19 protein-coding genes are annotated in these 25,024 nt (G+C 27.1%); 16 read left to right on the plus strand and 3 right to left on the minus strand.

The window, feature by feature from the left end; all coding sequences use genetic code 11:
- Window positions 1-75 precede the first annotated feature (75 nt).
- Both G8C41_RS02850 and G8C41_RS02855 read left to right on the plus strand, forming a co-directional pair.
- Complete coding sequence (locus G8C41_RS02850) at window positions 76-1,065, plus strand: FecCD family ABC transporter permease (protein ID WP_166006042.1); 990 nt, start codon at window positions 76-78, stop codon at window positions 1,063-1,065.
- 4 nt (window positions 1,066-1,069) lie between these two features.
- On the plus strand, window positions 1,070-2,062 hold the full coding sequence (locus G8C41_RS02855; protein ID WP_166006043.1) for an ABC transporter ATP-binding protein: 993 nt from the start codon (window positions 1,070-1,072) through the stop codon (window positions 2,060-2,062).
- 9 nt (window positions 2,063-2,071) lie between these two features.
- Here G8C41_RS02855 and G8C41_RS02860 read toward each other — a convergent pair whose 3' ends face one another.
- Together G8C41_RS02860 and G8C41_RS02865 are read right to left on the minus strand one after the other, a co-directional pair.
- The gene (locus G8C41_RS02860; RefSeq protein ID WP_166006044.1) at window positions 2,072-3,607 is read right to left on the minus strand and encodes an anaerobic C4-dicarboxylate transporter; all 1,536 of its coding nucleotides are present in this window, start codon (window positions 3,605-3,607) and stop codon (window positions 2,072-2,074) included.
- 179 nt (window positions 3,608-3,786) lie between these two features.
- Window positions 3,787-4,962, minus strand: a complete 1,176-nt coding sequence (locus G8C41_RS02865) for a MalY/PatB family protein (protein ID WP_166006045.1) — start codon at window positions 4,960-4,962, stop codon at window positions 3,787-3,789.
- A gap of 154 nt (window positions 4,963-5,116) precedes the next feature.
- Here G8C41_RS02865 and G8C41_RS02870 point away from each other — a divergent pair, with 154 nt between their 5' ends.
- Window positions 5,117-5,539: a DUF4359 domain-containing protein gene (locus tag G8C41_RS02870; RefSeq protein ID WP_160566541.1), complete on the plus strand. Its 423-nt coding sequence runs from the start codon at window positions 5,117-5,119 to the stop codon at window positions 5,537-5,539.
- 163 nt (window positions 5,540-5,702) lie between these two features.
- Here the strand turns inward: G8C41_RS02870 and surE are convergent, their stop codons facing one another.
- On the minus strand, window positions 5,703-6,479 hold the full coding sequence (gene surE / locus G8C41_RS02875; RefSeq protein ID WP_166006046.1) for a 5'/3'-nucleotidase SurE: 777 nt from the start codon (window positions 6,477-6,479) through the stop codon (window positions 5,703-5,705).
- 108 nt (window positions 6,480-6,587) lie between these two features.
- Between surE and G8C41_RS02880 the strand changes: the two genes are divergently transcribed.
- From G8C41_RS02880 to G8C41_RS02940, 13 genes are all read left to right on the plus strand, one after another.
- The gene (locus G8C41_RS02880) at window positions 6,588-8,732 is read left to right on the plus strand and encodes a carboxy terminal-processing peptidase (RefSeq protein WP_166006047.1); all 2,145 of its coding nucleotides are present in this window, start codon (window positions 6,588-6,590) and stop codon (window positions 8,730-8,732) included.
- Between the two features lie 106 nt (window positions 8,733-8,838).
- Window positions 8,839-10,896: a polyphosphate kinase 1 gene (gene ppk1, locus G8C41_RS02885; RefSeq protein WP_166006048.1), complete on the plus strand. Its 2,058-nt coding sequence runs from the start codon at window positions 8,839-8,841 to the stop codon at window positions 10,894-10,896.
- Window positions 10,893-11,780 carry an exopolyphosphatase gene (locus tag G8C41_RS02890; RefSeq protein WP_166006049.1) on the plus strand — a complete coding sequence of 296 codons (888 nt, stop codon included), beginning with the start codon at window positions 10,893-10,895 and terminating at the stop codon, window positions 11,778-11,780. The genes ppk1 and G8C41_RS02890 overlap by 4 nt, the downstream gene beginning before the upstream one ends.
- A 488-nt stretch (window positions 11,781-12,268) precedes the next feature.
- Window positions 12,269-13,054, plus strand: a complete 786-nt coding sequence (locus G8C41_RS02895; protein ID WP_105297832.1) for a polysaccharide biosynthesis/export family protein — start codon at window positions 12,269-12,271, stop codon at window positions 13,052-13,054.
- A gap of 12 nt (window positions 13,055-13,066) precedes the next feature.
- Window positions 13,067-15,463, plus strand: a complete 2,397-nt coding sequence (locus G8C41_RS02900) for a GumC family protein (RefSeq protein WP_166006050.1) — start codon at window positions 13,067-13,069, stop codon at window positions 15,461-15,463.
- A gap of 155 nt (window positions 15,464-15,618) precedes the next feature.
- Window positions 15,619-17,070: a polysaccharide biosynthesis protein gene (locus G8C41_RS02905; protein WP_166006051.1), complete on the plus strand. Its 1,452-nt coding sequence runs from the start codon at window positions 15,619-15,621 to the stop codon at window positions 17,068-17,070.
- A gap of 141 nt (window positions 17,071-17,211) precedes the next feature.
- Window positions 17,212-18,099, plus strand: a complete 888-nt coding sequence (locus tag G8C41_RS02910) for a beta-1,6-N-acetylglucosaminyltransferase (protein WP_166006052.1) — start codon at window positions 17,212-17,214, stop codon at window positions 18,097-18,099.
- A gap of 422 nt (window positions 18,100-18,521) precedes the next feature.
- Window positions 18,522-19,499: a glycosyltransferase family 2 protein gene (locus tag G8C41_RS02915; protein WP_166006053.1), complete on the plus strand. Its 978-nt coding sequence runs from the start codon at window positions 18,522-18,524 to the stop codon at window positions 19,497-19,499.
- A 14-nt stretch (window positions 19,500-19,513) separates the two neighbouring features.
- Window positions 19,514-20,377 (plus strand): glycosyltransferase family 2 protein, encoded by an 864-nt coding sequence (locus G8C41_RS02920; RefSeq protein WP_105297827.1) that lies wholly within the window; start codon window positions 19,514-19,516, stop codon window positions 20,375-20,377.
- 25 nt (window positions 20,378-20,402) lie between these two features.
- Complete coding sequence (locus G8C41_RS02925; RefSeq protein ID WP_166006054.1) at window positions 20,403-21,224, plus strand: glycosyltransferase family 2 protein; 822 nt, start codon at window positions 20,403-20,405, stop codon at window positions 21,222-21,224.
- Window positions 21,225-21,463: 239 nt separating this feature from the next.
- Window positions 21,464-22,618: a hypothetical protein gene (locus G8C41_RS02930; protein ID WP_166006055.1), complete on the plus strand. Its 1,155-nt coding sequence runs from the start codon at window positions 21,464-21,466 to the stop codon at window positions 22,616-22,618.
- Window positions 22,619-22,740: 122 nt separating this feature from the next.
- Window positions 22,741-23,838, plus strand: a complete 1,098-nt coding sequence (locus G8C41_RS02935) for a glycosyltransferase family 4 protein (RefSeq protein ID WP_221411735.1) — start codon at window positions 22,741-22,743, stop codon at window positions 23,836-23,838.
- A gap of 49 nt (window positions 23,839-23,887) precedes the next feature.
- Complete coding sequence (locus G8C41_RS02940) at window positions 23,888-25,015, plus strand: glycosyltransferase (protein WP_105297823.1); 1,128 nt, start codon at window positions 23,888-23,890, stop codon at window positions 25,013-25,015.
- The last annotated feature ends 9 nt before the right edge of the window (window positions 25,016-25,024 follow it).

A 25,024-nucleotide genomic window follows, 5' to 3' on the forward strand; every position in this document is an offset into this window, starting at 1 on the left:
AAAAATACTAATTTGATAACAGAATTTACTAGATTATTCACTACAAATGGTCGAGTAGTTTTTATATTTGTATTTATGTTTTCAAAAAGATTTATACTACTTATAGTTTTACTTTTTTTAAGTTGTATATTCTTATTTCTTATTAATTTATTGACCGGATTTGAAAATATTTCTTTATACGATCTTTTTTTTACTCAAGAAGAAACTAAAAAGTTAATTATATCGTATCGATTTTACAGGGCGGTAGCTGTAGTATTAGCAGGGATATCATTACCCGTTAGTGGATTTTTACTTCAAGAACTTTTTAAAAATCCTTTAGCAGAACCTTCCGTCTTAGGAATTACATCTGCTTCAGCTTTAGCTGTAGCATTGCTTATTTTTTTAGGTGGAGGACTATTCTTTCTTCAATACCAATGGCTAGAAGGTTGGTTACTTATCATAAGTGCTTTTACAGGTGCCTTGCTTACTTCACTCCTATTATTGTTTATATCCAAAGAAATTAAGAATATTTCAACATTTATTATTATTGGTTTTCTTTTATCCTCTTTTTGTGGGTCATTAATCAGTACTTTACAATTTTACTCACAATCTGAATCTCTGAAACAATACGTATATTGGTCTTTTGGTTCATTTGAAGGATTATCCGGAAATCAAATTTCAGTTTTTACAATTTGCACGATACTGGGACTATTTCCGGCTTTTATGTCGGTAAAAAAATTAATAGGTTATCTCATGGGAGAGGAGTATGCAAAGGTTTTAGGAGTGAATATGGCGAAGCTTAAAATTAATATTCTGATAGCCGTCTGCTTACTCACGGGAAGTACAACCGCTATGCTTGGACCGATTGTATTTGTAGGTATTATTATTCCGCATTTTTGCAGACAAATTTGGAATCCTGCCGCACTTTGGACTCAAATTAATTTAAATATTTTGATAGGCAGCGTATTTATGTTATTGGTAAGCCTTATTATGAGTTATACGCAATTGCCTGTAAATATACTTTCCTCTTTGATTGGTGTGCCAACAATATTATTTATAATTTTAAAAGACAGATTTAAAAATTAACCCTTTGGAAACAAACAGTAATTCTATACTTGAATTTCATAATCTATCCATAGGTTATCAATCGCCGGTTCTCTCAGGGATGAATGCTACCATGAAAAAGGGAGAAATTATACTTTTGACTGGAAAAAATGGAAGTGGAAAGACTACCTTATTAAAATCCATTTATGGTGAACTTCCTCTGCTTGAGGGCTCAATAAAAATTAAGGGTAAAAATATTTCTGAAATCTCACCCCTAGAAACAGGAAAATATCTAGCGGTAGTTCTTTCTCAAATCGCTGTCAGCCCCTCTCTACGGGTTTTTGATTTAGTGGCTTTAGGTAGATATCCTTATAAAAAATGGTATCAGAGTCTTACAAAAAAAGAGATTGAAGCTATTGACGATATACTGCACCTGTTGAATCTTAGCCAATATAGAGAATATAATATAACTAAACTTTCGGATGGTAATCTTCAAAAGGTGATGATTGCCAGAGCTTTAGTTCAAAATTGTCCAATATTAATTTTAGATGAACCTACCTCACATTTAGATATAGCTAATAAATTAGAAATCATGAATGTAATTAAAATGTATGCCCACGATCAGGATAAATCTATTTTATTTACTTCTCATGATTTATCCTTAGGCCTTGCTATAGCAGACCGATTATGGTTTATAAAAGATGATTTGTTACATACAGGTTTTACAGAAGATGTTGCTAACAGATACAACTTATATGATTATTTTGTAAACGATGCGATACGTTTTGATTATCAAGCCAATGAATATAATTTTTTCAATTCTCATACTTCTAAAACAGTACGAGTAATTTCCAATTCTCAATCTGCATACTGGTTAAAAAAAGCTTTGGTAAAAAATAATTTTGTTATTTCCGATCAAGCATCCATTCAGATTTTAGAAAAAGATTCCGTATTTTATCTTCTTGATAAGAATCAAAATGAATATAGTTTTATATCCATAGAAACACTTATCAATTTCTTGAGATTAAAAAATAGTTAATCATTTAATTTAATTAACTACGTAATAGGATAAAAATAAAGCAATGGCTGTAGCTGAAATTACACCGATTAAACCCGGTATCATAAAACTGTGATTAAGAATATATTTTCCGATATGGGTTGTTCCTGTTCTATCAAAATTTATGGTCGCTAAATCCGATGGATAAAAAGCAAAAAAGAAGTAAGCATAAGATGCAGGGATACATCCGATTAAAATGGATACAGGTATATGTAGCATAAATCCAATGGGCATCATAACTAATATTGTGGCTGCTTGACTTTTTAAAAACATAGACACACAGAACATGGCTATGGCAAATGTCCAGGGACGTTCTTTCACCATATCACTTATTAAAGATAATAAGTAGGATTCATTATTTTTTATTACGGTTTCACTCATCCAAGCTATTCCAAAAATCATAATTACAGCAATCATTCCCGCATTAAAAACCTTAGTATCCGATATAGATTTAGCTTTAACTCCGGTTATTAAGACAATAATAGCACCAACTCCTAACATGATAAATTGCAATACGCTGGTCATTGGAATGGTTTTACCGTTATTTTTTGGTAAAATTGAATCCGGGAATAAAGCAATTAAGATGATAAATAGGATGCCAATAAAGAATAAGCTTAGTGATATTTTAGCATCTTTTGAAGGTTTAGTACTTTCAGATCTTTCTAAATCGCCTACTATATAGGCTTTCATATCAGGATCTTCCATTTTCTTTAAAAATGCAGGATCTTTATCGAGATCTTTTCCTCTGTTTAAACTCCAAGTTGCAGCTAACATCACCCCTAAAAAACAAGAAGGAGCGGTAACTAATAAAATGTCAATTAAGTTTATGGTAACTCCGGCTTTATAGGCTACACCGATCATAGCTGCTGTTGCTGCTGCTATAGGACTGGCTGTAATTCCCATTTGACTGGCTATCGAAGCTACCGCCATAGGTCGTTCGGGTCTAATTTTTTGTTTAAAAGACACATCGTAAATAACCGGTAATAATGGATATACAGCATGACCGGTTCCTACAAGCATGGTTAAAAAGAAAGTGGATAAAGGAGCTAAATAGACAATATATTTTGGATTTTTACGTAAAATTCTTTCCGCAAAACTCACCAACATACCGAGTGCACCGGTGGCCTCTAAGGTTGAGGAAGCAGTAACTACGGCAAGTATTATAAGCATTACATCAATGGGAGGTAATCCGGGAGAATCCCTGAATAATAAAACTAATATGGCCACTCCAAATCCCCCTAATAAACCTAAGGAAACTCCTCCTTTTTTTATACCAAAATAAATAACGATTAATAATAACCCTAGTTGTGTGATAAATTTTAAAGGTGCGTTATTTTCATTGGTTGCATTCGAATTAGAAATGGTTTCTTTTTTAGTTTCCTCTGATTTTATTTTATTAGAATTCGAAGAAGCTTTTTGATTTACCTGAGTTGTTGAGGCAGTTGCAAGTAAACTTACATTCTGAGATTTAATAAATATTGGCGTGAATAAGATGAAAGTTAACAATATAATATAAATGTTTTTCATATAACTCCTTTTTCAAGGATAAAACTAGATAATTTATCATTTTTTATTTATATGATTTTTAACATGTATATATATAATATAATCTAACATGCTGATAATGTGATCGAAAAGTAAAAAGTTAACTACTAATTTATTTTAATTATAAATAAGTTAATGATTAGTTAAAATAATAAACCTAATTATAATTGACTGACAGCATCTGATAATTGTTTTAAAGCAACTTCAAGTACAGATCGAGGACATCCGACGTTCATCCTCATAAATCCTGTACCTTCCTTACCAAACATAGCTCCATCATTTAATGCTAAACGAGCTTTCTCTATAAAAAACCAATTCAATTCTTTTTGAGATAATTTTAATTCTCTGCAATCCAGCCATATAAGAAAAGATGCTTCCGGTATGATTACTTTGATTTTAGAACAGTTTGATTTTAGGAATTGGTCTACATATTTAGTATTTTCTTCAATATACCTTTTTAATTGATTCATCCATTCTTCCCCTTTTTCATACGCAATTTGTATGGCCAGATAGGCAAATATACTTCCTTGATTCAATTCATTGCTAACCAAATATTTATGATAACGCTCTCTTAAATTTTTGTTTTTAATAATGGAGTAGGAGGTAACCAAACCGGCTATATTGAACGTTTTTGAAGGGGCACTTAGGGTGATGCTGTTTAGTTCTGCTTCTTCTGAAACTGTTGCAAAAGGAACATGCTTATTTCCAAATAGAACTAAGTCAGAGTGTATCTCATCCGAGATAACCAGAACTTTATTTTTATAGCAAATTTCAGCAAGTTTTTTCAATTCATTTCGACTCCAAACTCTGCCTCCGGGATTGTGGGGATTTGAGAGTAATAAAATTTTACATTTGGTAGTCATTAATTTTTCCAAACCCTCAAAATCCATTCTGTATTGATCTCCTTCTAAAAGTAAGGGGTTGGTTACCACTTCTCTGTCATGTAATTGGGTTATAATGCGAAAAGGATGATAAACGGGCGGTTGAATTATAATTTGGTCTCCTTTTTCTGAAAAGACATCTATAGCAAAAGCAATTCCTTTGACTACTCCGGGTAAATAACTAATTTCTTCTTTGCTTACTTTCCATTGATGTTGTTTCCATTGCCAATTACAGATTGATTGATAGTATTCATTGGAAACATAAGGATATCCAAAAATTCCGTTCTTTGACCTTTCAACCATAGCATCAACAAGTTCCTTTGGAGATTGAAAATCCATATCTGCAACCCAAAGAGGGATAAGATCATCTCTTCCAAATCTTTCTTTAAGTACTCCAAATTTAAGTGAATCTGTATTTTTTCTATCTATGATTTGATCAAAATTATAATTGCCCATTTCCGAATAATATTTACACAAAAATATGAGTTTTATTTAAATGAATGAGGTGATTTTTTATATAAAATTTTATATTACTGTTTTGTTATTCAGAACAATAAAATAGTTTTATATAATTTTTAGTTTACCTTTACAAGTGTTAATTTTAAAAATTATGAAATTAAGGTATTTATTTATTTTTGTTATTATACTACTGAATGGTAGTCTTTTTTTTACTAATCCGGACAAAGAAATGCACCAAGCATTTATTAAAGATAAATTAACGTCCATTATCGATCAGAAAATGGGGGATGAACTAAATGAAAACAAAGATCCTAATCTTAAATTTCTAGCTGAATTTAGTAAGAATATTATTCCCGTTATCAGTGATAAGATCGTTACTTACATGATGGATACTCATATACGAAGAGAAAATTATTATCTGTTTTCTACCATTCAAATCTTATATCATGATCAATGGAAAACTATTGGATTAGGTATATTCGATAAAATATTCTTATTTCCTAAAGTAGAGGAAGAAATACAAAAAGTTGATTTTAAGAAAGAATTTAATAAACTATTGCAAAATAATCCTTAATATCAATATAATCTTAAATAGTTTAAGAGAAAAACTTAATATAGAAGCTATTTTTTATTATTCAATATAGCAAAAAGAATTATCCCCGAAATTGCAAAAATACATATACCGATAACAACTATCATTTGAAATATTTCTTTTTTAAAGTTGATTTAAAATTATGTTATTTTATTTCAAAATTCCATTGTTTAATTTTTTCCATAAAATGGTAAGCTGTTAAATCAAATTGAACGGGAACTATACTTATAAAATTATTATCTAATGCCCATTCGTCCGTGTCATCTCCCTTATCTGAATTGCACCAATTACCTGTCATCCAATAATAAGTTTTGCCTTTAGGATCAATCCGACGGTCAAACTCTTCGTCCCAATGAGCATTTGCCTGTCTGCAAATTTTAATTCCTTTAATATCTTTTTCTTCGGCTTTAGGAATATTTACGTTGAGAACGACCCCTTCCGGTAATCCATACTTTAAAATATTTTCACATATAGATTTTATATGTTTTCTGGCTGCTTTGAAATTTGCAGTATAAGAAAAATCGCATAGAGAAAAACCAACGGAAGGAATTCCTTCAATACCTCCCTCAATGGCAGCAGACATCGTTCCGGAGTAAATTACATTAATTGAGGAATTGGAACCGTGATTAATTCCGGAGACACAGATGTCCGGTTTTCGAGGTAATAATTGATCAATGGCTAATTTCACACAATCTACAGGAGTACCGCTACAAGCCCATTCTCTGCGGGTATCATTTTCAATATACATTTTTTCTGCACGAATAGTGGAATGAATGGTTACTGCATGTCCCATTCCACTTTGAGGCTTATCCGGAGCAACAACATATACTTCACCGATTTCATTCATAATATCAATCAACTCACGTATTCCCGGAGCATTGATTCCGTCGTCATTGGTAACTAAGATTAAAGGCTTTTCCATAGGATTTCAATGAAATTTAAAATTTATAACAAAACTAAGATTTTTCCTTGTAAAAATATAGTATCTTTGAATTTATTTTTTAAAATTACAAATAATATACGTAAACCGATGCTTAATTTAAAAAAGACCTGGATATTTTTATCGCTATGTTCCATGAGCCTGTTAGTGTTTTGTTTTAATGCTTCTTCTCATGCCGACAATGAAAGAGAGATAATTAAAAGAGTTAGAGAAACACTACTTTTTACAAGCTATGCGCCTAAAAATTTAGATGTGTCTTATTCAAGGGATGTTTTTAAAAAATATATGGAAGACTTAGATCCGTTTAAAAGATATTTTCTGGATTCTGATATGGATGAGTTTTCTGAATACAGAGATAAAATGAGTGATATGTTTATTAATAATGATGTTTCATTTTATCATTTAACTATCGATAGGTTGTATAAAAGAATTGATGAAACGGAACAATATGTTAATGATATTTTCAGTCAGCCAATTAGCTTTTCTAATGATGATTATTTTTATTCTGATGATAAAAAAAGAAAATTCCCAAAAAATAAAGATCAGGCAAAACAGTATTGGAAATCATACATTAAATATAGAATACTACAGGAAATATTTAATACTCAAAACGTAAAAGATAGCATAAATACTAGTGATTCCATAAAAACGGATTCGATCAGTAAAAAAGTTACTAAAAAAATCGAAAAGCCTAAAACAAAAGAAGAAATAGAAGCAGATGCCGTAAAAAAAGTTAAAGAAAACTTGTCAGAATACTTTAGACAAATAAAATTAAGAAAAAAATCTGATCTATTTTCCATATTTGTCAATGCATATACGGAAGTTTTTGACATTCACACTACCTACTTTTCACCTAAAGATAAAGAAAATTTTAACAGCTCTATAAGTGGTAAAATTATAGGAATTGGTGCAACATTACAAGATGTTAAAGGGTATCCTACGATCAGGGAACTAGTAATTGGTGGTCCGGCTTGGAAATCTAAAGAAATTGAGGCAGGAGATAAAATAATTAAAGTACAACAAGGTAAAAATGGTAATCCGGTAAGTGTAGTAGGAATGTTATTAGATGATGCTATCCGATTAATAAGAGGTGAAGAAAAAACTACGGTAGTATTAACTTTAGAGAAAAAGGACGGAAGTACCAAAACGGTAACTTTGGTAAGAGAAGAAATTGAAATTCAGGAAACCTTTGTTAGAAGCGCGATTATAACGGATGAAAAAGGTAATAAATTCGGTATATTGTATTTGCCAGAATTTTATGTGAATCTAGAGAGTAACAGTAAAGGCAGAGATTGTTCCGATGATATCAAAAGAGAAATTAATGAATTAAAAAAGCAAGGAATTACCGGTTTGATTATGGACGTAAGAAACAACGGGGGTGGATCATTGTCTGAGGTGGTTGATATAACCGGATTATTTGTAGGAAAGGGGCCCGTAGTTCAAGTGAAAGATTCCAGCGGAAAAATAAAAGTATTAGACAGCAAAGAAAAAGATATTGTTTGGGATGGGCCTTTAATTCTTATGACCAATGAACTTTCAGCGTCAGCGTCAGAAATACTGGCTGGAGCCATGCAAGATTATCATAGGGCTGTGGTTGTCGGACCTTCTCAAACATATGGTAAAGGAACGGTACAAACCATCTTTCCTTTGGATCGATTTGGTATGAAAGACGATAAGTTCGGAGCCTTAAAGGTAACTATTCAAAAATTTTATAGGATAAACGGAAGTTCAACTCAGTTGAAAGGGGTAAATTCCGATATAGTTATTCCCGGTATTTTTTCCTATTCTGATATCTTTGAAAAGTCTCAAGAATATGCTTTACCGTGGGATCAGATATCTCCAACAAATTATTCTACCTGGAAAGGTACACCTAAAATAGATTATGAATATCTTAAAGCAAGAAGTGCAGAAAGATTAAAAGGCAGTACCTATGTTTCGTCTATAGAGAAAGCAGGTAAATGGACAAAAGAATTGGAAAAGATTACTAAAATCCCGCTAAAGTATGATAAGTTCATGCAGGAAATGAATAAAAGAAGGGATCAAAGTAAAGTATATGAAAAGGAAACTAATTTTGATGCAAAAATAAAAGTAGAGGCTCCGGCTTACGAGTTAGTCAAGTTTAAAGAAGATACTGTCCTTAAAGCAAAACGTGAAGATTGGTACAAAGGAATGAAAAAAGATTTTAACCTTAGAGAATCTGTCAATGTTTTAAATGATATTATTAATAAAAAATAATTGAACAATAGCAAAAACAATCCATAAAAACTTATGGATTGTTTTTTTTTAACCCATTTGAAAATAGAATAAATTTTTTTAGATTTAATTATAATAAATTTTAGTCATGGATAGATCTAATTTTCGATATATCAATAGGGAAATAAGTTGGCTTAAATTCAACTCTCGAGTACTTCAAGAGGCAATGGATAAGAAAAATCCTTTATTAGAAAGACTTCGTTTTTTAGGAATATATTCTAACAATTTAGATGAATTTTATAAAGTTAGGTATGCTTATATAGCTCGAATGGTTCAATTCAACAGAAAATATAATAATATTGTTGAGAGTCAAGAAGATGTAAATTTATTGGAAGAGATTAATATGACAGTTGCTCATCAGCAAGAAAAATATGATAAATTGTATGAACAAATAATTAAAGAGCTGGCTAAAGAAAAAACTTTATTAGTTGATGATAAGACCTTACCCGAGAGCTTGAAACCTTTCGTTCAAGATTTTTTTGAAAATAAATTAAGTCATAATTTAACTATATTATATTGGAAAGAGGGAGATAAAACAATCAACCTTAGAGATAATGTTTTTTATTTAATAGTAACCATGACTAAAAAAAATGGAAATCAACAATATGCACTTATTGAAGTTCCTTCGGACAGATTTTCGCGTTTTTTAGTCTTACCTGATATTAATGATAAACATTATGTAATATTTCTTGAAGATATTATTAGATATCATTTAAAAGATATCTTTCAATTTTTTAAATTCGAGACCATCGAGGGTAAATCCATAAAATTAACAAAAGATGCAGATCTGTCCATTGATAACGATGTGCAAGTCAGTTATGTAGATAGTATAGCAGTGGCCTTAAAAGAAAGATTAAAAGGATTACCGGTCCGCTTAGTATACGATAAAACTATTGATCCTAAAACGCTCAGGTTTTTAAAGAAAATGTTTGATCTTGATGAATACGATAGTTTAGCACCCGGAGGAAAATATCATAATAAAAAAGATTTTATGAAATTTCCTACCTTAGGACGACAAGATCTGGAATATAAAAAAATAGAACCTGTTATACCTAAAATTTTAAAAGGAGAAAAAAACTATTTTAAGGCTTTTGCCAAAGAAGATACTTTACTTTATGCTCCGTATTATGATTATTCTGTTTTTTTGAAATTTTTAAGAGGAGCGGCTATCGATCCAAAAGTAAAAAAAATAAAAATAACCATATACAGGGTTGCCAGTGACTCTCAAGTTCTAAGTGCCATACTCAATGCTGCAAGGAATGGAAAAGAGGTAACGGCAGTTTTAGAATTAAGGGCAAGATTTGATGAAGCTCATAATATAAAATGGTCGAAGCAATTACAAGATGAAGGAGTCAAGGTAATTTTTGGAGTTCCCGGATTAAAAGTCCATTCAAAAATTGGAATTGTAGAAAGAGAACCTCAACGAGGTGCAGCAACTAAATATGCATTTATTTCAACAGGAAATTTTCATGAAGGTACCGCACGATTGTATACGGATTTCACTCTTTTCACAGCTAATGAAGCAATAGTAAAACAAGTGGACCAAGTTTTTGATTTTTTTAATGCCAATTATTTGGTAAAACATTATAAAGATATTGCAGTAAGCCCTTGGGGAATACGTCGAAAAATTATACAAGGTATTGAACGGGAAATAAACAATAAAAAAAACGGATTACCCGCGCAAATTAATATTAAAGTTAATAGTGTATGTGATAAAGAAATTATTGATTATTTATATGAAGCCAGTAAAATGGGAGTGGAAGTTCGAATGGTCGTACGGGGCATTTGTTCTATAATCCCTCAAGTTCCCGGTTTAAGTGATCATATAAAAATAATTAGTGTTGTGGATAAATTTTTAGAACATCCGCGAGTGTATTGGTTTAAGAATGGAGGTGATGACCTCATTTATATTTCATCGGCGGATATTATGGCAAGAAATCTTGATCATAGAGTAGAAGTTGCATGTCCTATTATTAGTACAAAAAATAAACAGGAGATTATGAAAATTTTCGAACTGGGTTTTAACGATAATGTCAAAGGACGTTTAATACAAGAAGGATTTGAGGAACCCTACCAAAAAAACAGAAAAAAGAAAAATCGTTCTCAAGAAACTATATATCAATATATTAAAGAGTTAAATAAATGATGAATATTTTAACCTATGCTGCTATAGATATTGGTTCTAATGCAGTACGACTACTAATAAATACCATTTATGAAACTAAAGAAACTGTAACATTTAATAAGACCAGTTTAGTTCGTGTTCCTATAAGATTGGGACAGGATGTTTTTACAGATAAGAAAATATCTAAAAAAACTATGGTGCGGTTAAATGATGCAATGACAGCTTATAGCTTATTGATGAAAGTTTATAATGTGGATGAGTATAGAGCATTTGCAACCTCTGCTATGCGAGAAGCATCAAATTCCAAAGATGTTATCAATTATATAAAAGACAAAAGTGGAATTAAAATAGATATCATCTCCGGAGAAGAAGAAGCAAAGATCATTTTTAGTTCGGAACTTAAAAATTTTTTGTATTCCGATAATTATTATTTATTCGTAGATGTTGGAGGGGGCAGTACGGAAATATCCCTATTAAATAAAGGTAAAGTTCTTCATAGTCAATCTTTTCCTATAGGAACCGTTAGATTATTAGATAAAAAGGTGGATGAAAATTATCTAACAAATGTTGTTAAACCCTGGGTGACTAAAATAACAAAAGGGAAATCCGTAGATGTAATAGGATCAGGAGGAAATATAAATTTTGTATTTAAAAATTCAGGAAAAAAAGAAGGTAAATTTCTTTCGGCTTCTTATATACATCATCAGTACGAACTATATAAAGGCATTTCTTATGAGGAAAGAATTGAAAAATTTAATATGAAACCGGATAGGGCTGATGTAATTGTTCCGGCATTATTAATATATAATTCGATCATGAAATTTGCACATTCCACACGAATTCATGTTCCAAAAATCGGTGCTGCTGATGGAATGATTAATTTAATGTATAAAAATAATCGTTGAAATTTAAAATAAATTATATTAAGTTCAATATTTGTATAATATTTATACTAATATTATTTTAAAAAAAATAATTTCTTTATAAATCATAAATAAATATATAATTCATTAATTTTTTTATATTAATAATATATATACTGTAATTTTTGCTATAATTTGTAAATTAATTTACTATTTACTGTAATTATTTTTATATAAATTAAATTTTTATTGTTAAAATGATTTAATTTAAGTTGTGAAAAAAAATAAAATGAATTATTTAAAGCCGTTAATATTTTGAAAATATGATTAAAATAGTTTAATTTTGTAAATTAAAATAAAATTTTAAAATTAAATAGTGAACAACCTATAAGATGATCTTTTATATACTTTTAAGAGATTGAATAATGAAATTATTAAATAAAGATTATGATTAGGTGATTTAAATATTTTGAAATAAAGACTTTTTAATTTTTAATAAATTTTGAAGTTTAAAACTAATAAATAAACTAATGAAAAAAACTAGATCTTATATTATTCCTTTAGTTATTATGATTATAATTTTTAGTTTAATGTCTTGTGCATCTAAAAAAAAACTATATTATTTTCAAGGAAGTGAAACCACGTTAAATGAAGTATATAAATATACGCCAACCTTAAAACCAGATGATTTACTTGTAATAACAATTTCAGCATTAGATTTAGAATCAACACTTCCATTTAATCAACAAAATCCATACAACTCTACTACATCCAGCTCTGAAAATATGACCTCTACTAATCCGAGATTGAAAACCTATTTGATTGATGAAAACGGTGAAATAGATTTTCCGGTTTTAGGAAAATTAAAATTAGGAGGCTTAACCCGATCTCAGGCTATGGATTTTATGAGAGAAAAACTAAGAGTTTATATAAAAGAACCTTCTGTCAATATTCATATTTCTAATTTTAGAATTACAGTATTAGGTGAGGTATCAAAACCGGGAACCTATACACTGTCTAATGAAAAAATTACCATTTTAGAAGCCTTAGGTTTAGCAGGCGATTTAACTATTTATGGAAAAAGAAAAGATATAATAGTGATTCGAGATAAGGATGGAAATAAAACTTTCACGCACGTTGATTTAACAACCAATGAAATTTTTAGATCTCCGGTATATTATCTATCTCAAAATGATGTGATTTATGTTCATCCGAATGGAGCAAAAACTAACTCCTCTGCATATAGTGCTACAAATTCTGTCTTTATATCTTTGGCAGGTATTATATTATCTGTGATTTCAATTATTACTCGTTAAATAATTAATATAATGAAAAAAAATCAGAAAAATTTATATTTAGAAAATGATGAGGATTTAGATATAAAAGAGTTAACCTATCGTTATTTAAAATACTGGAAATGGATTGTTTTATCGATTATATTAGCTATTATATTAGGTAAAGTATATTTAAATTTTACTCCAAAAAAATATTTATCTGAATCTAAAATTTTAATAAATGTTGGAAGTCATGATAATTTTACTTTATCAGGATTATCTGAAATATCTGATTTATCAGAATTATCAAAAAGTAATATAAATGATTGGATTGAAATGTTAAAATCTCGTCGTTTATTGTCAAAAGTAATTGATAAATTAGATCTTAATGTACAATATTATGAGAATAATAGATTTATATCAAAACAAATATATAAGAAGGATGCTAACATTTATATAAAGTTCGTTGATGAAAAATCAAAATATTTAATAGATAAATCAGTAAATCTTGAAGTAAATATTTTTGATAATAAAAAATTTATTTGTAAAGATGTTGATACTGACATCGAATTTGAAGGAAATTTTGGACAACCTGTTAAATTTCCTTTTGGTAATATCATATTTTATCGCAATTTATTGTCATCCAATGATGATAAAACGATTATATCCATTAGGCCGATTATAGATGTTACATTAGAATATATTAATTCATTGGAAGTAGAAAATATTTCCAAAAATGGTAATATTATTAATTTGGGAATGCAAAGTATTTTGCCTGAAAATGCTAATAATATAATTGATCTATTAGTTTTACAACTTCAAGAAGATATAAAAGATGATAAAAATAAGATAGGACAAAATACTGTATCATTTATTAATGATAGATTATCATTAATATCAAAAGATCTAGGTATTACAGATGATAATATGGAAAAGTATAAATCTGGTAAAAGAATTTTTAATGTAGAGACCGAAGGAATAAAAGATGTTCAAGAATCTTCGAGAATAGAAGAACAAATAAAACAGTTTTCAATACAATTAAGTTTGATTGATTATATGGAAAAATTTATTTCAAATAATAATAGTTCTTTATTACCATCAAATATTGGACTTACTGATGCATCTCTTATTTCCTCTACACAAGAATTTAATAAATTAATATTAGAAAGGGATAATTTGTTAAAAAGTTCAACACCGGAAAATCCTATAGTTAAAAATTTAGATCTACAAATTCGTGATTATAATAATAATTTAAGAAATAGTTTAAAAAATTATAAAAATACTACAAGCATAGCCATTAAGAACTTGCAAAAGCAAATGGGACATGTTTCAAATAAAATCACAGAATTGCCTTCTAAAGAAAGGGGTTTTAGAGATATTTTTCGAAAGCAGCAAACTATTGAGGCATTATATCTATTATTACTTAAAAAACGTGAAGAAACGGAGATTGCAACGGCATCCACACCCAATGTAGTGAAAGTAGTAGATAAAGCTTTTTATTATAATGATCCAATTTATCCTAAGTCGTCAATTATTTTATTACTATCTTCAATTATAGGTTTTATAATTCCTGTGGGAATTTTATATATCTGCTTCTTTTTTGATGATAAAGTAAAATCTAAAAAAGATATTGAAAAAGTTATTTCAAATATTCCATTTATAGGATATGTTCCTAAAGCAGAATCTAATGTAGTTGATATTCAAAGCATAAATTCATCTTCTGCAGAGGCTTTTAGGATATTGCGTACAAATATTAATTTTTTACTTCCTGAAATACAGTTTCAATCGAAATGTATTTACATTACATCTACTATTAGTGGAGAAGGTAAAACCTTTACTGCTATAAATTTGGCATATACATTAGCGTTAACTAACAAAAAAGTGTTATTGATAGAAGCTGATATTCGTAAACCTAAAGTCAGAGAAAATTTAGGTATTAAAGAAAAATTGGAAGGTATTACTGATTTCTTGTCGGAAAATATCACTATCGATGATTTATACAGTAAAATTACCTCAATTTCTTATAATAATGAATCCACAACTACTACAAAAATAGACATACTTCCTTCCGGTAAAATATCACCAAATCCTTCAGAATTATTGATGAATGGAAAATTTTCTGAAATAATTGATTTTGGTCGTTTACATTATGATTATATTATTGTTGATACAGCTCCGGTAGGGGTGGTAACGGATACCTTATTGATAAATAATCAGGCTGATCTATTGTTATATCTTATAAGGGTTAATTATTTGCAAAAGAATATGTTGGATATTTTAGTGCAATTGCAAAAAGAAGGTAAATTAAATCTTCATAAAACAGCTATTTTAATTAACACTGTAGATTCAAAAGAAGGTTATGGTTATGGACAAAATTATAAATACGGTTATAGTGATTCCAAAAAATCTTGGTTTAAAAAATTTTTTAAAAACTATATATCACAATCTTAAATTATTAATATCAAAAAGATAAATGTATGTAATTTATTTAAAATCATTTCATAAAACTTAAACTACAGCTAAAATTAACTAACTACTTATTTATGTCTAATAATAAACGTATATTAAAAAATACGCTTTTTCTCTACATCCGGATGATATTCACTATGGGAGTGAACTTATATTCTTCTCGTATAATCTTAGATACATTGGGTATTGAGGATTATGGGATATATAATATTGTAGCAGGAGTAATTGTAATGTTTGGTTTTTTGAATGCATCCATGAGTGGTGCAACGTCAAGATTTATAACCTTTGAACTTGGGAAAGGTAATAGGGATAGTTTATTAAAAACTTTTACTGCCTCTTTAACTGTACATATTATTATAGCAGGAATCATATTTATTTTAGGGGAAACTTTTGGTTTATGGTGGATGAATAATAAATTAGTTATTAGTCCAACTAAACTATATGCTGCACAATGTGTATATCAATTTTCAATTATAACCACTATAATTAGTATTGTTCAAGTACCATATAATGCAATGATTATAGCCTATGAAAAAATGAATATATACGCATTTATAGAAACTTTTAATAGTTTATTGAAGCTTATAATTATTCTATTATTAAATATTATTAACTATGATAAATTAATTTTATATGCTTTCTTAGTAATGTGCGTATCAGCTATCATTACTGTAATCTATAGAATATATTGTATAAATATTATAGGCCCATTTAAATTTAGATTTAAATGGCACAAGGAAGTTATTTTACCCATGTTAAATTTTTCCTCCTGGGATTTATATGGAAATATGAGTGTAATTGTAAAAACACAAGGTGTAAATATGCTTTTTAATTTATTTTTTGGGGTATTAGTTAATGCTGCTTATGGAATAGCTAATCAAGTTCAAGGTGCCATAAATAGTTTTTCCGGCAGCTTTTTGTCGGCGGTGCGTCCGCAAGTTGTAAAATATTATGCTTCTGAAGATTTAGAAAAAATGAAAAATTTAATGAATAATTCATCAAAATTTGCTTTTATTTTAATGTATATTTTAGAACTTCCTTTTATATTAGAATGTAATTTTATTCTAAATCTTTGGTTGAAAAAGGTTCCTAATTATGCCCTAATTTTTACTCAATTAAATTTAATACCAAGTTTAATATACACTTTATGTTCGCCTATGGTTTTTGCCATTCATGCAACAGGAAAAATAAAAAGTTTAAGTTTTATTACTGGAACTATTTATTTATTAGTCATTCCCTTTTCGTATCTTTTTTTTAAATTGGGATATTCGCCTATAATTTCGTATATAATAAATATCATTTTAATGATGTTTATTTACTTTGCAGTAACCATAATTTTGCAACAGTTATTACCTCAACTTTCTTATGGTATTATATCTTTAAAAAATGCAATTTTATCTTTGATTATGGTTGTAATTTCTTCAATAATTCTAAATTACTTTCACAACTGTTTTCCGGAAGGATGGATTCGATTAATTTCAACCTGTTTATTATCAGTACTAATAATCCCTTTATTGAGTTATTTTGTATTATTTGATAAGAATATAAGAAAAAAAATAATAAAATTAATTATAAATAAAATTTTTTAAATGAGAATGAAACTGTTGTTTATTTATCTATAAGTATATTTAAAACTGTAAATCATCTTTAATAACTCAAAAATTAATTATATAAATAACATTTAATTTTAAATTATGGACTTTTATTTAATGTTTAAATAAAAAATTTACATGAAACAAGCTATATTAATTATTGGATATAAATCTATTGATAATATAATTAGAATTATAAATTATTTTGATGATAATTTTCAGTTTTATATTCACATAGATAAAAAAAGTAAGGCCGACTTAACAGCTCTTTATGCCATTAAGAATAAAAATGTTAATATTTATAAAGAATATAAAGTTTATTGGGGTGGAGTATCTATAGTTAAGGTTACATTACAATTGGTCAAAAAAGCTTTAGAGAATAAGGATAATACATATTTCCATTTAATTAGTGAGCAAGATTTTCCAATAAAACCCGTACAATATTTTTATAAATTAGCTGAAGAGAATAAGAATTATTTAGATTATAAAGAATTACCTATTAAAGTATGGGATGGAAATGGGGGATTTGATCGTATTTATTACTACAATTTTTATGATAAAGTAAATGCTAGAAATTTTGGTATTGGTAGATTGCTTAGAAACATTGTCTACATTCAAAAAGCTATGGGAATAAAAAGAAAATATTCTCCACTTTTGCCTAAATTATTTGGAGGAAGCAATTGGTGGAGTCTTACAAGGGAAGTTTTGCAATATGTTATAAAAGCAAGTGAAAACAATTCTTTGTTAGATCGAATGAAGTATACGTTTGCATCCGATGAAATATATTTTCAAACCGTATTAATTAATTCCCCCTATTTTAAAGATATTATTAATCAAAATCTAAGATACATCGATTGGGAATTTAGGGATGGAAATTCACCAGCATTTTTGGATATAAGTGATTTCGATAAACTGATTTTATCGGATAATATTTTTGCCAGGAAATTTAATGAAAATTCAAACGAATTAATAACTAAATTATTAAAAATAAATAAGTGCGATATTAGTATTATAGAAAATAAATAAAATATTAAAGTTTACGTGTTTTAGTTATTTATATTTCTGAAATAAAAGTCTTATTAAGGGGGTAATGTTTGTGTTTTTATAACAAAAAAATTAATTAGATAAAATAATAATAAGTATTTAAATTTTTATTCAATTGTGGATGAAATGTTGTATAGATAAATCGATAAGCTTATGATACAATTTTTCAATTTTACGATAATTGTTTTTTAGAATACATAGTTAAATTTTAAGGTATAATAAAATTAAAAATTCTTAATTTCTTAAAGGATGATATAAAGTAAATAAATTAATGCAAAATTTTAAAGGATAGTCATTTTATTAGTTAGTATGTGTTACGTATAGCCTTATTTATTATAAGGATTTTTAACTATTTTATCTTTATTTTTCTTAGTTTATTTATTATAAAATGATTTAAACAAAAAATGAATTCACTAGTATCAATAATTATTCCTGTTTATAATGTAGAAGAGTATTTGGATGAATGTTTAAATTCAGCAATTACACAAACGTATTCTAACATTGAAATAATAATTGTTAATGATGGATCAACTGATCGTAGTACAGATATTATAGGCAAATATAAAAAGAAAGATAATAGGATAAAAGTTTTTTCTATTAATAATAGTGGGCAAGGTAAAGCAAGAAATATTGGTATCAATAATTCTTTAGGGAAATATATTTATTTTTTAGATTCAGACGACTTTATTGAGAAGCAAACAATAGAAATTTTACTAAATTCTATTCAATCAAATCATATTTGTATTTTTAATGCTATTTCATTTCTTCATGATTCCGGGAAAATTGTTTCTCAAAAATATTTTAACATTAGTAATGAGGCGATAAAAAACAATATTCAAAAAGGAAAGCAAATTGAATATTTAAAAGATTTTATTTCTCCGTGTTTAAAATTATATTCTAAAAAATTTATTCAAAACAATAAAATTTATTTTCCTGAAGGGATTTATGGAGAGGACGTTGAATTCTGGTTAAGGTGCATTGTATCTACTAACAAAATAAATTATGTAAACTACTATGGATATCACAGAAGATATAGAAAGAATTCAACTATGACCGGAGGTAGTATAAAAAATTTAAAAGATAGAATAGATTCTATTGATGGCTTATTAAGTATCGATTCGGATTCAGATCAACTTAAAAAATTTATCACACATTATCTTTTGGATGTTTGGTACCAAGCATATCAGAAAAATAATAAAAATTTAGTGGAATATGCAATAAATAAATTTTCAGAAAATAAAATAAAAAAAATATTTAAAAAGGAAAGAATTTTATATAAAATAAGATATTATTTATTTAAAAAACCTATGAGTAGTAATTATTTAATAAGTGTTTATTTAGATAAATTTTTAGTTAAATTAATAAAATATACTAATCTATAGACTAAATTCATCATATGATAAATTATACAATAATTATACCTCATAAAAACAGTAGTAAATTACTTAAACAATGTTTAAATTCAATTCCGGAAAGAGAAGATATTCAAATCATAATTGTTGATGATAATAGTGATGATCTTGAAATAAAAAAAATTCAAGAAATTAATAAAAAAAACACTGAGGTATATTTTACTAAAGAAGGAAAAGGAGCAGGGTATGCAAGAAATATAGGGTTATCTTATGTAAAAGGTAAATGGATATTATTTGCAGATGCAGATGATTTCTTTAATTCAGATTTTATTACAATTATTAGCAAATATTTAGAAACAGATAATGATATCATATATTTTTCGGCAACTAGTATAGATATTGATACTGGAAAAAAATCAGATAGAAATAAAAATTTAGTTGAGTCTCTAAATGAATATGTAAATAGTATTGAAAAAAATAGAGATATTTTAATATTTAAAAATTGGGAACCATGGAGTAAAATGTTTAATAAAAATTTTATCCAAAAAAATAATTTAAGATTTGAAGAAGTTAAGGTAGGAAACGATGCATTATTTGTAATTAATGCCGGAAGATTAGCTGATAAAATATGTGTTGATACCAGTTCAATATATTGTGTTACTTATAATAAAAAAAGTTTATCTTTTAATCAAAATTTGTTTGATGAACGATTCATGTCAAAAATTAGAATTAATAATTATTTGACAAAATTAAATAAAGATAAATATAAATTATCTTTAGGTGCAGATATTGTTGGTTCATGTCGTTATGGATTAAAAAAAATTTTAAGTGTTATTATAATAGCTAAAAAAAATAATAATAAAGTATTTCTTACAACAATTAGATCAATAATTGGTAAATTATTATGATTATTTAAATTAATAAACTAAAACTATGAAAATTTCTCTAATTACAGCTACATTAGGTAGAGTAGATGAAATTAAAATACTTTTAAATTCTCTTAAAGCTCAAACGTATACTAATTTCGAAATAATAATTATTGATCAAAATGAGCATTTATTAGTTAAAAATATTGTCGATAAATTTGAAACATTACATATTAAATACATAAGAAGTAACATTAAAGGTCTTTCATATAATCGTAATCTTGGTATAAAATTAAGTCAAGGAAATATAGTAGCTTTTCCGGATGATGATTGTTACTATGATAAAAACGTCTTAATGGAAGTTAATAATGCTTTTGAGTCTAATCAAAACTTAAAATTATGCGCATTTCCTGTTTTTGATACTATTAACACTGATATGTGTTATCTAAGTAAAAAAGGCCAAGCAATTAATAGATATGAACTATATAAATATTGTATTTCAATAAATTTTTTTCTAAAAAAAAATCCAAATATTTATTTTGATGAAAGATTAGGAGTAGGAACATATTTTTCTTCAGGTGAAGAAACTGATTTTTTGCTATCAAATTTAAAAAAACAAGATTTAGGAATATTTATTAAAAATTCGTCGATTTATCATATTTATAATAAACAAACATTATCAGCAGACAGAGCTTATAAATATGGTTTAGGATTTGGAGCTCTATTTAAAAAAGAAATTTATCTCAGAAAAAATTTATCATTTATCTTTATTTATTGGTATTATATAGTAAGATCAATAATAGGAATACTAATTATTCCTTCCAAATCTAATATATATTTCAATACTTTAAAAGGTCGAATATTAGGTTTTCTAAAATTTAAAATATGATAAGTAAAATTTTTGAATAATATTAATATAATATTTAACAAAACTAACTTTATTTGAATAGTATACACTCGTTAAACTACCTAACTTATGAACTTTAATATTTATTTAAATATAAATTATTATAGAAATAAAATATTTTTCAAAAAAGTCAAAATTTTAATTTAAATTTTCATAATGAGTTTGAGGATTTAATTTAATTTAAAAATAATTTTAATCTTAATTCTATAATAAATTAAAAAATGTATTATTTAAAAAAAATTTATATAATATTAATTATAATTTTTTTAATAATATTTCCAAAAGGAGGTTTCAAATTTGGAGACATTCCAATAACTTGGGGGTATGTATTGTTAATAATTTCAATTCCACTTTGTATATTAGGTAAAATAAGATTTATAAACAAAAATAGATATTATGTATTTATTTTAACATTGCCATTTATTATTTATTCATTTATAATATTAATATTGAGAATGGAGAAAATTGATTTAGCTTATACTTTATCATTTTGTCTAAGCATATTAATTTTACCATTTGTTTTTTTAATTTTATATGATAATATTTTAGATAGTGATATGTTTAATAAAACTTTTCCAAGAATATTTTTTTGGGGAATTAGGATTGTGATTATTTTCGGTTTATTGCTTTTTTTCTGTAAATTATGTTACGGTATTAATATTGAAATTCCTTATCTTACAGTAAATATAGATGATAATATGGAAGATAAAAACAATAATAGATCAGGTATATCAAAACTATATTCAACATATAATAATGGAAATTTGTATGGAATATGTATGATAATATTGGCACCTTTGTTTTTTAAATATGAAAAAAATAATATATATCGCTGTTTGTTTTTTATTTCTCTATTTTTGACTTTATCAAGAACTATTTGGATTGGGATAATTATCTATTTTATTATTTATATTTTTAAAAACTTTATAAAAGGTAAAAATATAATGATTATACTCCTTATTGTTATAAGTTTAATAATTGGTTTCCCCTATTTATTAAGATTTATGAATAAGGATATAAGTTTTATAATGGATAGTAATTTAGGAGGAAGAAGATATCAACTCAATTTTTTGAAGGACGCTTCGTTATTTGGACATGGCTCCTTTAAAGGTATCGTTGAAATTGTTTACCTCTCAATAATTGATATTTTTGGAGTTATTGGTCTATTATTATTTATACTATATCTAGCATCACCTATAATTGTTTATAAAATAAAAAAAAATAATAGTAATCTGTACTGGGGATTAATATTATATTCAATACTGTGTTTATCTGATGGGGCAATTTTATTAATTCCTGTTATGTCATTTTATTGGTTCATATCTTCTTATATGTTCAAAAATACAGAAACAGATATAGAAATAGATGGCTCATGAACTCTATATAAACTATTAAATGATGGAAATATTTTTTCAATAGAATTATTAAAAATATAATGTCGTTGAAAATTAATATAAACAACTTAATTATATGCGATTAAATTAGTAATGTTTATAATATGAGAAAATTGTTATGTATAGACTGTAGAATGATTTCAAATTCAGGAATAGGTCGATATATTTCAGAAATATTACCTTATATTATTGATAAATTTAAGGAAGAGGTAGTATTATTAGGCAAAAAAGAAGAATTACAGCAATATAATACACCCATTTTAGAGTTTAATGCACCAATATATTCTATTCAAGAACAATTAAAATATAGTAGAATTATACCTAAATCTAAGTTATTTTGGTCCCCACATTTTAATATTCCTTTATTTCCTATACACTCAGAAAAAAGAATCACAACCATACATGATGCTTACCATTTAGCCTATTATAAAAATCTATCTCTATTTCAAAAGATATATGCAAAAACTGTTATCAACGCTGCTTTAAAAAAATCAGATAAAATTATCACAGTATCTAATTTTTCTAAGAAAGAGCTCTTACAGTATACTCATTCAATATATAAAGATAAAATTGAAGTAATATATAATGGTATCTCAGATAAGAAATCAGATGAAAATAATAAAAATGTGAGTGTAATTCCTTACCCTTATATTTTGTATGTAGGAAATATAAAACCTCATAAAAATTTGGAAAATGCTCTTGAGGCATATGCTCTTTTTTTAAAAAAACATTCCGAAATTACGACTAAGCCATTATTTAAAATTGTTGGGAAAAAAGACGGATTTATAAACGGAAGTCAAGATCGATTAAAAAAAATACTTGATAATAATCCCGTGTTAAATGAATTTGTTGTTTTTACAGGCTTTGTTTCGGACATAGAATTAAATAAATTATATTCAGAAGCTTTAGCTTTCATATTTCCGTCTAAGTATGAAGGATTTGGTTTACCCCTTTTGGAGGCTATGAGAGCAAATTGTCCTGTTCTAGCATCTAATATTCCACCTATTAGAGAAATTTGTGGAGATAGTGTACTATATTTTGATCCGGAATCAATTAACGATATTTCTGAAAAAATAAGTTTGATATATTTTTCAAAAGATCTACGAAAAGAACTTATTAATAAAGGAGATCGAATATATAAAAAGTATTTATGGGAAGCATCAGCTAAAAAACATTTAAATATTATTATGCAATTATTATAAATTTTTTATATATTGCGGTTGCTAACAACTAGATATTCATTGTTTTTATATGAACAAAGCATTGATCCACGATTGGTATTGTACTATAGGTGGAGGCGAAATAGTAGTAAAAGCTCTCAATGAAATATGGAGCGATTTTGATCTTTTTTCTTTAATAGATACTTTTGATGAAACTAAAAGAAAAGAAATATTAAATGGCAAAAAGGTTACCACCAGTTTTATACAGAAATTACCCACAGCCAAAAGAAATCATAGAAAATTCTTGCAATTTTATCCTAAAGCCATTGAGCAGCTTGATGTAAGTAAATATGATTTGATTATTAGTTCTTCTTCTTCGTCAGCAAAAGGTGTGCTTACTTCCAGTAACCAATTGCATATATGTTATTGCCATTCGCCGGCAAGATATGCTTGGGATTTATATCACCAATATTTATTTGAATCAGGACTTACTCATGGTTTGAAAGGATTATATGCAAAATATGTACTTCATGAATTCAGAATATGGGATGTAATTTCATCCAATAGAGTAGATCATTTTATAGCCAATTCAAATTATATAGCGAAAAGAATTAAAAAAATCTATAACAGAGATTCTGTAGTTATCTATCCCCCGATTGATACGGATTACTTTAGCTATTACGATAAAAAAGAAGATTTTTATTTAGCTGCTTCAAGAATGGTTCCTTACAAAAAGATGGATTTAATAGTGGAAACATTCAATAACATGCCGAATAAAAAATTAGTTGTTATAGGAGACGGACCGGATTATAAGAAAATAAAAAAACTCGCTAAATCTAATATTGAACTAAAAGGATTTGTTTCGAACGAAAAATTAAGATTTTATCTACAAAGAGCTAAAGGGTTTGTGTTTGCAGCCGATGAGGACTTTGGCATGCTGCCTGTTGAAGCTCAATCATGTGGAACTCCTGTCATAGCATTGGCAAGAGGAGGAACTCTTGAAACAGTCATACCCCGAGTAACTGGAATATTTTTTAAAAATCATAGTGTTGAAAATTTAAAATCTGCTATAGAAGAATTTTCTGAAATTGAATTTAACTATAAAATAATAAGAGATCATGCATTAAATTTTTCTAAAGAAAAATTTAAAAATAAAATTAAAAGTTTTGTACTTGAAAAATATAAAGAATTTCAAAATACAAAACTATCTGAATATTAAGAAAACTGC

Source organism: Apibacter sp. B3706 (assembly GCF_011082725.1).
Taxonomy (GTDB): domain Bacteria; phylum Bacteroidota; class Bacteroidia; order Flavobacteriales; family Weeksellaceae; genus Apibacter.